Source organism: Embleya sp. NPDC055664 (genome assembly GCF_053618075.1).
Window position 1 is genome coordinate 7,909 of record NZ_JBSHGZ010000067.1, and the last position, 13,018, is coordinate 20,926.

At 71.6% G+C, this 13,018-nt stretch carries 10 protein-coding genes; 4 read left to right on the forward strand and 6 right to left on the reverse strand.

Features of this window, described 5'->3' with window-relative positions:
* Window positions 1-332: 332 nt before the first annotated feature.
* Window positions 333-1,973, forward strand: a complete 1,641-nt coding sequence (locus ACWGR4_RS47080; RefSeq protein WP_380010384.1) for a PP2C family protein-serine/threonine phosphatase — start codon at window positions 333-335, stop codon at window positions 1,971-1,973.
* Window positions 1,974-2,124: 151 nt separating this feature from the next.
* Here the strand turns inward: ACWGR4_RS47080 and ACWGR4_RS47085 are convergent, their stop codons facing one another.
* Complete coding sequence (locus ACWGR4_RS47085) at window positions 2,125-3,543, reverse strand: DNA-binding protein NsdB (RefSeq protein ID WP_380010387.1); 1,419 nt, start codon at window positions 3,541-3,543, stop codon at window positions 2,125-2,127.
* Window positions 3,544-3,773: 230 nt separating this feature from the next.
* Window positions 3,774-3,995, reverse strand: coding sequence for a hypothetical protein (locus ACWGR4_RS47090; protein WP_143657823.1), 222 nt, complete (start codon window positions 3,993-3,995; stop codon window positions 3,774-3,776).
* On the opposite strand from ACWGR4_RS47090, the gene ACWGR4_RS47095 reads away from it, so the two are divergent.
* Entirely contained in the window at window positions 3,994-4,881 is an 888-nt protein-coding gene (locus ACWGR4_RS47095; protein WP_380010390.1) for an aminoglycoside phosphotransferase family protein, read from the forward strand. The genes ACWGR4_RS47090 and ACWGR4_RS47095 overlap by 2 nt on opposite strands.
* Before the next feature lie 75 nt (window positions 4,882-4,956).
* On the opposite strand, the gene ACWGR4_RS47100 is transcribed toward ACWGR4_RS47095, so the two are convergent.
* Window positions 4,957-5,439 (reverse strand): hypothetical protein, encoded by a 483-nt coding sequence (locus ACWGR4_RS47100; protein ID WP_380010393.1) that lies wholly within the window; start codon window positions 5,437-5,439, stop codon window positions 4,957-4,959.
* A 224-nt stretch (window positions 5,440-5,663) separates the two neighbouring features.
* A complete protein-coding gene (cspE, locus tag ACWGR4_RS47105; protein ID WP_020557813.1) occupies window positions 5,664-5,867 on the reverse strand; it encodes a transcription antiterminator/RNA stability regulator CspE in 204 nt (67 codons plus the stop codon).
* A gap of 876 nt (window positions 5,868-6,743) precedes the next feature.
* Between cspE and ACWGR4_RS47110 the strand changes: the two genes are divergently transcribed.
* Together ACWGR4_RS47110 and ACWGR4_RS47115 are read left to right on the forward strand one after the other, a co-directional pair.
* Window positions 6,744-8,126, forward strand: coding sequence for a hypothetical protein (locus tag ACWGR4_RS47110; protein WP_452133685.1), 1,383 nt, complete (start codon window positions 6,744-6,746; stop codon window positions 8,124-8,126).
* Between the two features lie 191 nt (window positions 8,127-8,317).
* Window positions 8,318-9,994 carry an acyl-CoA synthetase gene (locus ACWGR4_RS47115; RefSeq protein WP_452133684.1) on the forward strand — a complete coding sequence of 559 codons (1,677 nt, stop codon included), beginning with the start codon at window positions 8,318-8,320 and terminating at the stop codon, window positions 9,992-9,994.
* 102 nt (window positions 9,995-10,096) lie between these two features.
* Here ACWGR4_RS47115 and ACWGR4_RS47120 read toward each other — a convergent pair whose 3' ends face one another.
* Window positions 10,097-11,638 (reverse strand): acyl-CoA synthetase, encoded by a 1,542-nt coding sequence (locus ACWGR4_RS47120; RefSeq protein ID WP_452133683.1) that lies wholly within the window; start codon window positions 11,636-11,638, stop codon window positions 10,097-10,099.
* Between the two features lie 175 nt (window positions 11,639-11,813).
* The gene (locus tag ACWGR4_RS47125) at window positions 11,814-12,665 is read right to left on the reverse strand and encodes an oxygenase MpaB family protein (protein ID WP_452133687.1); all 852 of its coding nucleotides are present in this window, start codon (window positions 12,663-12,665) and stop codon (window positions 11,814-11,816) included.
* Window positions 12,666-13,018 lie beyond the last annotated feature (353 nt).

The following is a 13,018-nucleotide window of genomic DNA, read 5'->3' on the forward strand; positions in this document are numbered from 1 at the left end:
CTTGGTGTCTCAAAACCCTACCGGGGTCTCCTATTGGGCCTTAACCGCGGGGGGGGGGGGCCCCCCCCGGGCCCGGGTGCGGGGGGCCGCCCCCCGCGGGGCCCCCCCGCCGCTGTTCAAATCCGGTCGGGTGGGGTGTCCGGTTCTGCTCGCGTGGCCCGCAGGGGGCTCGATCGTGGTCGCGATCGAGCCCCTTTCGCCATCTCCGGACAGCCGAAATGGGCAATCCGCCACAAGCATGCCGGTTACCGTGGTTTCATCCGCGTCCGGGCCTTTGATGTGCGACAGTTCATTGCACCCCTGCCAGGTCATGTCCGGAGGAGCGCGAGCGGATGCGCGAACGGCCCGAACACCCCGTGGACGCAGCCGCCGTGGCGGATCGGTCCCAGTGGCGTGCGCACATCGGCCGGATGCGGGCCGAACTCGACGCCCTGCGGCGCGAATTCGGTCCCGGCGCGGGACCGGGCGGCCTGTCGGGCCCGATCCTCGCGGGTGAGGATCCCGCGGCCGGCGACGAGGCGTATCGGCGCGACCTGCTGTGCGATCTGCTCGCGTGCAGCCTCGGTCGGGCGGCGGAGTACCTGGCCCGGCTGAGTCTGGACATCGACGACCCCGAGCACCGGCAGGCGGACGATCCGGGGCTCGCGGCCTGTACGCCGGCGCGCAGCGCGATGCGGCCGTCCGATGTCGGGCCGGCGGCGCCCTTCACCGCTTCCACCACCTTGACGCCCTTCACGGTCGACGACGTCGAGCACGCCGCGCTGCCCTGGCGGCACCTGCGCCGGTTGTTCGTCGAGCCGGATCCGAGCGGTCTGCTGCCCGAGCAGCGCGGGACCTGCGCGCCGCGCGAGGCCGCGCCCGGCTCGGGTCCGGTGGCCAGCGCCGAATGGCATCTCGATCGCGACGACGTGCGCTGGTCGGCGGAGATGTACGCGCTGTTCGACCGGGACCGGGCGCTCGGACCGCTGCCGCTGGCCGCGTTGGCCGAGCACGCGGCGGCCGAGGACCGGGCGTTCGTCGCCGACCTGGTGCGTGAACTGCTCGAACAGGCGAACGGTGTCGAGGGCGAGTTCCGGATCGTGCGCCGCGACGGCACCCGGGTGTCCGTGCAGTTCGTCGGCGAGCCGGTCCTCGACGCCGACGGCACCCCGCACGCGATCTGGGCACTGCTGCGCGACATCACCGAACTCCGACGCACCCAGCAGGCGTTGACCGAGACGCGGGCGCAACTGCTGGCCCAGCGGCGACTGTTGCGCTCGGAGCATCGCATCGCCGCCGAGTTGCAGCGGGTGGTGATGCCGTGGTGGACCCGGCCGATCGAGTTGCCCGGGATCGAGGTGGCCACCCGCTACTTTCCCGCCGAGCAGGACTCGAAGGTGGGCGGCGACTGGTACGACGCGCTCGCGCTGCCGGACGGGGACGTGCTGCTCGCGGTCGGCGACATGTCCGGGCACGGGGTCGCGGCGGCGTCCGGGATGACCACGCTGCGCGGGGCGCTCCAGGGGGTGGCGATGACCGGGGCGGGGCCCGCCGCGATGCTGGCGGCGCTGAATCGGATCGTGGTGCATACGCTGCCCGCGGACAAGGTGGCCACCGCCGTGTGTGCCCGATTCGCGCCGGCGACGCGGGTGTTGACGTGGGCGCAGGGCGGGCATCCGCCGCCGCTGCTGTACCGGGAGGGGGCCGGGCGAGCGCTGGCGGCGCCGTTCGGGGTGTTGCTCGGTGCGTTGGACGAGCCGGAGTTCGTCGAGGACCGGGTCGAACTCCGGTCCGGAGACGTGTTGTTGATCTTCACCGACGGGCTGGTCGAGCGCCGTGGGCGCGGTACGGAGGAGGCGGTCCGCGCGCTCCTGGGCCTGGGGCCGCTGGTGCTCGGGGCGAGCGCGCGGACGTGCGTGGACGTGGTGCTCAGTCGGCTGGGGCACACCCGGTACGAGGACGACGCCTGCGTGATGGCGATGTGCGTGCGGTGAGGGTCGACCGTTGCGGCGGGCGGGCAGGCGTGCGGTGTCGGTCGGTCGTGGGGGCGGTCGAGCGTCCGGTGGCGGCTCGTCGGGTGGTGTCGGATGACCGTTCGAGGGCGGTCGCCCGATCGGTGGCCGGCCGGGCGGTGGTGGGTGGCGTTCAGGTGCCCTCGGCGAGTTCTCGGCGGAGCGCGTGTACCTCGGGGACGTCGCGGTAGCGGTCGGTGAGTTTGCGCAGCACCTCCAAGCGGTCCCAGGTGCGCTTGGAGCTGACCTCGCCGGCCGCGCGGACCGCGAGCCGGGCGTGGTGCGCGCCCCGGTCCGGTTGGCCGTCCAGAAGGCATGCCGAGGCCAGCGAGATCAGGTCGAAGGTCTTCGCCCGCTCGTGCCCCCTGGTGCGCAGCTCCAGTGCCTTCTCCGCGTGTTCCTGTGCGCGTCCGGCCGCCGTCGGGTCCACCTCGGCCAGCGTGCGGTACACCAGAGCCTGCATGCCGTGCAGGTCGGCCGCATCGAAGAAGGCCACCCAGTCCGGATCCTGCTCCGGGCGCGACCGGCCGAACTCCGCCTCGGCCCGACCCAGCGTGCGCCGACAGTCCGCGGCCCGGCCGAGCGCGGCCTGCGCCCACGCCTCCACGGTGTGGAACATCGCGCGGGTGGTCGCGCCCGCCCGATCGCCCGCCGTACGCTGCGCCAGTTCGATCAGCGCGAGCGCGTCGGCCGGGCGCTCCAGGTGCACCATCTGCCGCGCCGCGCGCGACAACGCCTCGGCCGCGCGTGGGAGATCGCCCGCCTCCCGGGCCGCGTGCGCCGCGATCACGAAGTAGTTCTGCGCGGTGGGGTCGAGCCCCACGTCGTGCGACATCCAGCCGGCCAGCGCGGCGAGGTTGGCCGCCACGTGCCACAGTCGGCGGGTGACCGGCAGCGGGTTGGGATAGGTCAGCAGATTGCCGACCTCGTTCAACTGGCCGATCACCGCCTTGCGTTGCAGTCCGCCGCCGCGATCCGCGTCCCAGGTGCGAAAGACCGTGACCGCGTTCTCCAGCGCGGTGACCTCCTCGGCGCCGATCGGGCCGGCGTCCGCGAGGCCGTAGGACACCGGATCGGCGGGCGCGCCGCGCGGGTTGGGCACCCCGAGCCCCGGGCTGAGCCAACGATCGAAGTTGGCCACCAGCGCCGGACCGGCGACCAGCGCGAACCCGCCGCCGGTGAAGCCGTGCCGGTTGAGCATCAGGTCCATGCCGGTGAACTCGGTCAGCGCGGTCACCGTACGGTCCGTGCTCCACGGCAGGTCCTCCTGGACGACCTGCGCGTTGTGCCGGGGGCGGCCGGTGAGGCCGAGGTCCTCGGAGGTGACGACACGCCCGAGCCGCTCGGTGAAAAGCGCGGCCAGGACCCGGGGAACCGGGTCGCGCGGACGCTCGCCGTCCTCCAGCCAGCGCCGGACCCTCGAGGTGTCCGTGGCAAGCTGGGGATGGCCCATCGCGGCGGCCCGCCGGTTGACGAGTCGGGCGAGTTCGCCCTTGGACCACCCGGTCAGGGCGAAGAGGTCCACCAGTTTGGTGTTGGGTTCCCGGCGCATTGCAAACCGCCCGTTGATGTGGGGACCGTGGCTCGAAAGCGTCCTCGGGAGGCCGCCTGCCGGACCGAGGCTAGCCGGGTCCGGAGCAGCCGGCTCCGATTCGCCAGGGTTCGCCAGGGTGCGCCACGTGGATCACCACCCGGATTCGGGAGTGTTGTGGATGGTGGATCCGGCACGTGGGCCCCCACCCGTCGCGCGGCCGGGTCCGCCCCTCGGCAGCGCAGGAAGGTTTACATGTCATCCACGACGTCCACCACCCCGGGCCGCTCGACCACCCCAGGATCCGCCGCCTCACGACCGGGCATTCCCGGGCCGAACAGGCGTATGCCCACCGGTGGTTCGGCACCCGCCGGCACGGTGGCGGCGTCGAACACGGCGATCTCGGCGAACGCCGCGGTCGCGACCGGCGCGGCCGTGGCCGCCGGTGGAGCGGGCCCGGGAGTACCTCGCATGCCGCAACAGGGTCCGGGTCCGGAGGCGGTCGCCGCGCTCGCCGCGCGGGTGTGTCCCGGCTTCACCGCAGGAGCGGTACTGCGGCGCACGCCGCGCTCGTTGCTGCTGTCCGGATCGGTCGCGCGCGGCCCGGTCGTGGTGAAGTACCTGACCGACCCCTCGCCGCACTGGCTTCAGCGTTTCCGGCACGAGGTCAACGCGTATCGCACCTTCACCCGCCAACGGCCGCCGGTGCGGGTGCCCAGGCTGATCGCCGCCGATCCCGAGCGGCGCATCCTGGTGATGGAACACGTGGCCGGCCGACCGGCGGCCAACGAGCGTCATCCGGGCACCGCACTGGCCCGGGCCGACGTACGCGCGGTGTTGCACACGTTCGCCACCCTGAACCGGTGGAAGCCCCCGCCCGGGTCGTTCCCGCTCGCGTTCGACTATCCGGCCCGGGTCGACCGGTACCACAAGCTCGGCCTGCTCACCGATCGCGACGCCGGCGACCTGGCCCAGCTGCTTCGCGGCCTCAGCCGGGTGCCCGCGCAGTTCTGCCACGGCGACGCGGTGTTGTCCAACGTGCTGCTGACCGCGCAGGGCGCGGCGCTGGTCGACTGGGAGTCGTCCGGCTACCACCTGCCCGGCTACGACCTGGCCGTGTTGTGGACCCTGCTGGCCCGGGATCCGATGACCCGCCGGCAGTTGATCCAGACCGCCCAGCAGTCCGGCTCGCTCGCGCGCGACGCGTTCCTGGTCAATCTGATGCTGGTGCTGGTCCGGGAGATCCGGCTCAACGACGTGGGTCCGGTCGGCGAGGAACAGCGCCGGCTGTTGCGCCGGCTGCACGACGACTGCGGGATGGTCCGCCGAGCGGTGCGCGCGGCGATCGGCACCCGGTAGCGCGGGCGGCTCGCGGTGCGCGGTGCTGCCCGCCCCGCGAGCCCTGCGATCCCGCCGGCCCGCGACCCTGCGGCCTCAGCCGCCGAAGGTCTCCGCGTCGATCGGCTTGAGGAGTTGGAAGACGTCGTCGGTGATCGGGCGATCCCAGGTCACGATGCGCACCAGGACGTTGTCGCTGCGGTCGAACTCCACGCAGGCGAGCCGACCCTCGGCGTACTTGACCTTGCGCACGATCAGCAGGTCGTCGCCGAGCATGATCGGGGTGTCCTCGGTGGACAGCTCCTCCGGCATCTCCTCGTGGCCGAGGGCGGCGACGAGCTGTTGGGCCTCGATCCGGCCGACGCCTTCCTCCCGCGCGGGCGAGCCGGGCGGCAGGTTGCCGATCAACATCGCGGGGCCGCGGTTGGCCAGCAGGTCGTAGCGGACGAAGATCCCCTGGCAACTGCCGTCTTCCCCGGGCAACATGGCCACGACCACGGAACCGGGCCAGTCACCGAACGGGATGGCGAGAACGTCGAAATCCGGCCCGGACGGGGGGCGGCGGCGCAGGAAACCCATACAGACATGCTAGTGGCCCCCCACCGTGCCGCCGGCCACACCCACCGCCGCACGCGCGCCGGTTGCGGCGGGGCGGCTTCGGGCAGCCGGGCCACTGCGGCAGCGAGCGGGGCGGGGCACCGTACCCGTCGGGAATCGGCGCCGCAAAAGCCCCAAGGCCCGCACCCTGCACGGGCGCGGGCCTTGCTAGGTCTGCGGTCCGTTGCCGGAGCCGCGGGACCGATTCAGAGCGGGCGAACCATCTCGGCCTGCGGGCCCTTCTGACCCTGCGTGACCTCGAACTCCACGCGCTGGTTCTCCTCCAGCGAACGGTAGCCGTTCGTCTGGATGGCGGAGAAGTGGACGAAGACGTCAGCGCCGCCGTCGTCCTGCGAGATGAAGCCGTAGCCCTTGTCGGCGTTGAACCACTTGACCGTACCGGTGGCCATGTCTTGATTCCTTCACGTAACCCACGGACACCACACCTCGTGATGCCCGGGTCGCGAACCGTCGAGTGGTCCCACTCCCCGCGTTACCCCGGGATGCCCTCGCTGTGAGGAGCGAAAAACGCCCACGGCTGTTGATGTCCGCAGGCGTTGGACGTGCGAGGGAACTACATCTACTGCTGCAACCGCGGACAACGCTACATGCCAAAGACTGCTCCGCAACAGCCCTTCGCAGTGCGAATCCGCCCGTCACCAAAGCGGTTAACGGGGGGCATAGCCGGCACACGCCGCGCGGTTCATCCGCGTGGGTGACACAACTGGGCGCAACCGAGGGCTGACCAAGCGTCAGTCATGCGCACGCTCGGAGCGGGGCGCGCGACCGCGCGAAGCGCGCGCCGGGGGAGCGCCGGGGAGGGCGCCCCGAAAGGCCCCCGAAAGCCACAAAGGCCCGGAGAACCCGTGATCGCGACCCGGCGAGGAGCCTCGCGAACTCCGGCGTGCGGGCCTCGTCGGGCGGGTCGATGGCCGGCTCGGGCAGCCCCTGGGTCGCCGTCACGTGGCCGGCGGCGCGCGGGAGCGTCGCGGCGGCCTCCGGGTTGCGCGCGGTCAGAGCCGGTACGACGCCGTGCGCCCCCTGCACCTCCGCACCCCGCCCCGTCACCCCGTCGCCCATCGCACCACCTGGGAGCCGGGCTTCCGAGGAGTCGAGGAGTCGAGGAATTCCGAACGACCCGTCGGACCCGCAGGGTTTCCTGGGTGTGTCGGACCCGCTCGAACATCCCTCGAACGGCCCCCGAACACACGGATGTTCACGTGATTTTCGTGTCCGCGCCATCGTTTTCCCGTTGGGCCTTCGCGGCCTGTGCCTAGCGTTTTGTCATGGCTGCATCGACTGCCCCGCCTGCACTCCCGGCCCCCGCGTATGTGCCCTCGCCAACGCAGGCCGCGCCGGTCGCGCCGAGTTCGGACAGGGCGGTGGCCCGAATACCCCTGCGGCTGCCCCGGGGGCTGCGGCCGATGGGGGCGGTGCCGGCGAGGCTGTACGGGTTCGTGGCGCTGGTCCTGACCGGCATCGTCGTACTCGCCGCCGGGATCGCGGTCGGCTCCGGAAATGCCAGATCCGGCCTCGACGAGGTCGCGCACACCTCGGCCCCCCGCGCGCGTGCCGCGGCCGACCTGTACTTCGCGCTCGCCGATCTGGACGCGCAGGTGGCCAACGTGCTCCTGGTCGGCTCCGACGAGCAGATCGGCAACCGGCAACTGGCGCTGCGGCAGATGCGCCAGCGGCGCGCCTCGGTCACCGAGAACATCCAAAAGCTCGCCGCGGGCGGCGCCTCGTCGCGGACCGTGCAGACGCTGATCGACGGGCTCGGCAAGTACGACGCGTATGTCGCGCAGGCCCGCCTGGAGGACGATCAGGTCGAGAATCGCGCCATCGCCCGCCCGCCGGTCGTCGCGCTCAACTACTTCGTGAACGCCACCTCCCTCCTGCACGACGAACTGCTGCCGGCCGCCGACGCGCTCGGCCGCGGCGCCGGCGAGAAGCTGGCCTCCGACGCGGACGCGGACCGTACGCACGCACGCTGGGCGGCGCTCGCGATCGGGCTCGTCGGCCTGGTCCTCGTGGTGATCCTGGTCGTCGGCCAGGTCTGGTGGGCCCGCCGCTTCCGCCGGGTGGTGGTGCCGGGGCTGGCCGCGGTGACCATCGCGGTGGCCGCGCTCACCGGCACGGCCGCCGTCCTGTTCACCGACCACGCGTCCCGGCTGCGCGACGCGGAGACTCAGGCGTTCGATCCGTTCCTGACGCTGGCCCGGGCCCGGGCGACGGCGTCGGAGGCGAACGCGGACGAGAGCCGGTTCGTGATCCTGCCCGAACGCGCCCGGGCGTACGGCCAGGCCTTCAAGGACAAGTCGATCGAACTCGACAAGGCCGTGCCGAGCCGGCAGGTCGCCACCCGCCTGGAGGCCTTCCGGCGCGACGATCAGGCACTGCGGGCGGCGGTCGCCGGGGGCCGGCTGGATGTCGCCGTCGGGCTGGCCACCAACGTCGGCCGCGGCAACCTGGCCTTCGACTTCTACGACTACCAGACCGCGCTGGCCGTGGCCGCGGAGGCGGAGCACACCGACTTCGAGAACCGCACGGACGACGCCGCCGACGCGCTGACCGGCTGGCCGTGGGTGCCGATCGGGATCCTCGGGGTGTGCGTGGTCCTGGTCCTGGCGAGCGCGCGACCGCGGCTGCGGGAGTACGCGAAGCGCTGAGCCCGCGGCGGTCGCGGGCGCGGACTCGGGCGGCCCGTACCGGCGGGCCCGACCGGCCCGCGCGGCGCCGCCGGCTCATATCTTTGCCACAGTCAAGTGTTGGCGACGGTCGCGGGCGTCACAGTTTCCCGAGGGCATCCAAACGATATTTCCTCTGGAATATCGACCGGCCGACGCCTTACGCTCCGCCCATGGAATTCAACCTTGCCGACCTCTTCGAGCGCGCGGCCGGGGAATACCCCGAACGCGAGGCGATCGTCGCGAACGGTGAACGCCGTACATATGCCCTTCTGGAGGAACGGGCGAATCGCCTCGCCCACCACCTTCAGGACTCCGGGGTCCGGCCGGGCGATCATGTCGCGGTCTACGCCTTCAACATCATCGAATGGGCGGAGGCGATGCTCGCGATCTACAAGATCCGAGCCGTCTGCATCAATGTGAATTTCCGTTATGTCGCGGACGAACTGGCCTACCTCCTCGACCAGGCGAAGCCCGTCGCCATGGTCTTCCAGCGCCAGTTCACCGGGCGGGTCGCCGAGGTCGCGCCCAAGGTCCCCTCGCTGCGCCACCTGCTCGTGGTCGAGGACGGCACCGAGAGCGGCGCCGCCGACCCGGTCACCGCGGAGTCCCTGGGCGCGCTGCGCTACGAGGACGCGCTGGCGGCCGGCTCCCCCGCCCGCGACTTCGGCCCGCGCTCCGGCGACGACCTGTACCTGCTGTTCACCGGCGGCACCACCGGGCTGCCCAAGGGTGTGGTGTGGCGTCAGGAGGACGTCATCTTCGCCCTCGGCGGCGGCATCGATCCCACCAACGGGCAGCGCATCTCGCGGCCCGAGGAGATGGTCGAGAAGGGCCGCAACGGGCAGATGACCACCTTCCCGATCGCGCCGCTGATGCACGGGGCGACCCAGTGGGGGGTGCTGCAGAACCTGTCCAAGGGGCACCGTGTGGTGCTCATCGACAAGTTCGACGCGCACAGCGTGTGGGAGCGGGTCGAGGCGGAGAAGGTCAACGTCGTCCTGATCACCGGCGACGCGATGGCCCGTCCGCTCCTGGAGGCCCTGGACGAACCGCGCGACGGGCGCGCGGCATACGACCTGTCCGCCCTGTTCGCCCTGTCCTCCAGCGCGGCGCTGTTCTCGCCGTCGCTGAAGGAGGAGTTCATGGAGCGCCTGGGGATCGTGGTCAGCGACGCGATCGGCGCCTCCGAGTCCGGCGCCAACGGCGTCGGCGTCGCGGTCAAGGGCCAGACCGAGCAGCAGAGCGGCATCACGGTCAAGGCGGTCCCCGACTCGGTCGTGCTCGACGAGGACCTGAACCCGCTGCCCGCCGGCGTGGTCGGCCGCCTGGGCCGCAAGGGCAACATCCCGCAGGGCTACCTGGGCGACCCGGTCAAGACGGCCGAGGTCTTCCGCACCGGCCCCGACGGCACCCGCTACGTGGTCCCGGGCGACTACGCCCGACTGGAGGGCGACGGCCGGATCACCCTGCTCGGCCGCGGCTCGGCGACGATCAACTCGGGCGGAGAGAAGATCTTCACCGAGGAGGTCGAGGGCGCGGTCAAGGCCCACCCCGAGGTCTACGACGCGATCGTGGTCGGCATCCCGGACCCGCGCTGGGGCCAGACGGTCGCGGTGGTCGTGCAGCCCCGCGAGGGTCGCGCCCCGAGCCTGGCGGCGATCCAGGAGCACTGCCGGACCAAGATCGCCGGTTACAAGGTGCCCAGGGTGATGCGCGTGGTCGACCAGACCCAGCGCACGCCGACGGGAAAGCCGGACCTGCAATGGGCTCTGGCGATCGCTTCGGCACCGGAGGAAAGCAATTCCGCTCCCGCTTCCCCTGCTGCTTCCCCTTCCGCTTCCGGATAGACCCGCTACTGCCGCTGCCACGACCCGAAAGGTTCGCGGCACGAAAACGAGACGCCGAATACACCGCCCGGGATTTCCCGGGCGGTGTATTCGTATATCGGCTCAGACCGCCCGCTCGCGCCCCTCCCAATAGGGATCCCGGAGTCGCCGCTTCTGCAACTTCCCATTCGGATCGCGCGGCATCGTCTCGACGAAGTCCACGCTCCGGGGCCGCTTGTAGCCGGCCACCTGTCCGGCACAGAACTCGAGCAATTCCTCGGCCAGGGCGGGACCGGCCGCGAAGCCCTCGTTGGCCTCGACGACGGCCTTGACCTCCTCGCCCCAGTCCTCGTGCGGGATGCCGAACACCGCCGCGTCGCCGACGGCCGGGTGCCGCAGCAGCGCGCCCTCGATCTCGGCGGGGTAGATGTTCTGACCACCGGAGATGATCATGTCGATCTTGCGGTCGCGCAGGTACAGGTAGCCGTCCTCGTCGAGCAGGCCCACGTCGCCGACGGTGAACCAGTCGCCGATCCGGCCCTTGCGGGTCTTCGCGTCGTCGCGGTGGTACTTGAACGCCCCGGCCCGCATGAGCATGTACACGGTGCCGACCTCGCCGGCCGACAGCCGATTGCCGTCGTCGTCGAAGATGCCGATCTCGCTGATCGGCCAGGCCTTGCCGACCGTCCCGGGCCGATCCAGCCACTCCTGCGCGGAGCAGAACGTGCCGCCGCCCTCGCTGGCGGCGTAGTACTCCTCGACGCACGGCCCCCACCACTCGATCATCGCCCGCTTGACGTGCTCGGGGCAGGGCGCGGCGCCGTGCACGGCGTGCCGCAGGGACGACACGTCGTACTTGGCCCGCGTCTCCTCCGGCAGTTGCAGGAGCCGGTGGAACTGGGTCGGCACCATGTGCGTGGTGGTGACCCGGTAGCGGTCGATGAGCCGCAACATCTCCTCGGGCCGCCACTTGTCCATCAGCACCACGGCGTGCCCGATGTGCAGCGACTGCTGCGCGTGTTGTAGCACGGCGGTGTGGTAGAGCGGCGAGCCGACCAGGTGCACGTTGTCGTCGTACGGTTTGACGCCGTAGATCAGCAACGTGCCGCCGTAGCGGGCCTCTTCGGGCGAGCCTCCGGACAGCGGCCGACGCACGCCGCGGGGGCGGCCGGTGGTGCCCGAGGTGTAGTTCATCGTCACGCCCACGCTGCGCTCGGTCGGCGGTTCGGCCGACTGCCCCTCGCTCAGCTCGGCGAACGCCCGAAAGCCCGGCACCGCCCCGACGGCGAACCTCGCCGCCGCCGGCACCCGGGCCTCGTCGGCCGCGGCCACGATCGTGTCCGCGAAGCGCTCGTGCCCGATCAGCACCTTGGCTTCGCTGTCGGCGAGGATCCAGGCGATCTCGGGACCGACGAGGTGATTGTTGACCGGCACCAGGTACATCCCGGCCTGCGCCGCGGCCATGTAGGCCACGATGTACTCGGCACAGTTCGGCAGGATCGCCGCGAACACGTCGCCGGTCCCCAGCCCGGCCGCCCGCAGACCGTGCACGAGCCCGTTCGACGCGGCGGCCAACTCCCCCGCGGTCCACTCGGCGCCATCGGGATCCACCAGCGCGAGCCGGTCCGGATTGGCCTGCGCATGAGCCCAGAAGCCGTTCGCCACGTGCGGTTCCCTTCGACTGCCCCGGTTACTTGACAATGTCTGACATTGTGACGGGAGCAAGCCCAGAAAGAAAGGGTGCCTTACTGATTCCTGGCGAAGCAGGCCCTGGAAGCGGACTCCGGAAGATCAGGGAGTCGAGGGATCAGGGAGTCGAGGGATCAGGGAATCGGGAACCTCAGTCGCCGGAACCGAGCTTCGGCAGCCGGTCGGGCGACGGCTGGACCTCCGGACCGAGCCGGTCCATCGCCCCTCTGATGTGCGGCGACGGGTACACCGCACGAATCACCGGCGTCGCGGCCCCGACGACCCGACGCAGCACCTTGAGCCCTGGCCGGGCCACCACCGACGGCAGACCACGTGTGCCGTACAGCTCCTTGGCCCAGCCAGGCAACGCGGCATACGCCAACTCGGCGACCTGTCGCCACAACACCTCACGGCCGAGCACCAACATCAACGGCACCGGCGGTCGCCGCAGGAAGTCGAACACGTCCTGCGCCTCGTCCGACATGGCAAGCTCGGGTCGAATCCCGTCGAAGTAACGATCGAGGTCGGCCGACGACCCGGGCACGTCGTCCGCGGCGAGCCCGACCAATTCGGCCGAACGACGCTGCTCGTCGACGTAGCGATCGGCGAGCGCGTCGGTGAACGGGAACCCGGCCTGCCGGGCCACGGAGAGGTAGGACCCCACCTCGGCGCAATGTATCCAGCGCAGCAACTCCGGGTCGTCTATGCGGTACTTCTCCCCCGTGGCGGGGTCGACGGCCCGCAACCCGGCATGAATCCGCCGCACCCGAGTCCCGGCCCGCTCCGCCTCGGCCCGCGTCCCATAGGTGGTCACCCCGACGAAGTCCGCCGTCCGGAACAGCCGCCCCCAGGGATCCTTCCGAAAGTCCGAGTTCTGCACCACGGCCCGCACCGCCCGAGGATGCAACGCCTGCAGATAAAGCGCCCGCACCCCGGCCACCCACATCACCGGATCCGCGTGCAACTGCCAGGTAACGGAGCCCGGCCCGAACAACCCGGCCACGTCGGACCCGTAGGCCGCCTTGGACCCGTAGGCCGCCTCGCGCACACCGGCCACCTCGGCCCCAGCCACCTCGTCAACGCCCCACCGCACGTCGCCCACCGACCCACCTTCCCGAACCCGACCCGAACCTCGCCCGGCCCTACGAGGGTACGACCCCGGCCGCACGCCCCCGAGCCCCGATTCGGTCGGGTCCGCCGAGGAACCTTCCGGGGTGGGTCGAGTGCTTCCGACGGGGGCTGCGCTCGTGGTTGCGAGCCTGCTGGTGCGGGCCTGGTCCGGGTCGTGGGGTGGGCCGGCGCCGGTGTGGGGCTGCGGGTGGGGCTTTCGTCGGGGCGGGTGCCCGGGTCGGGGGA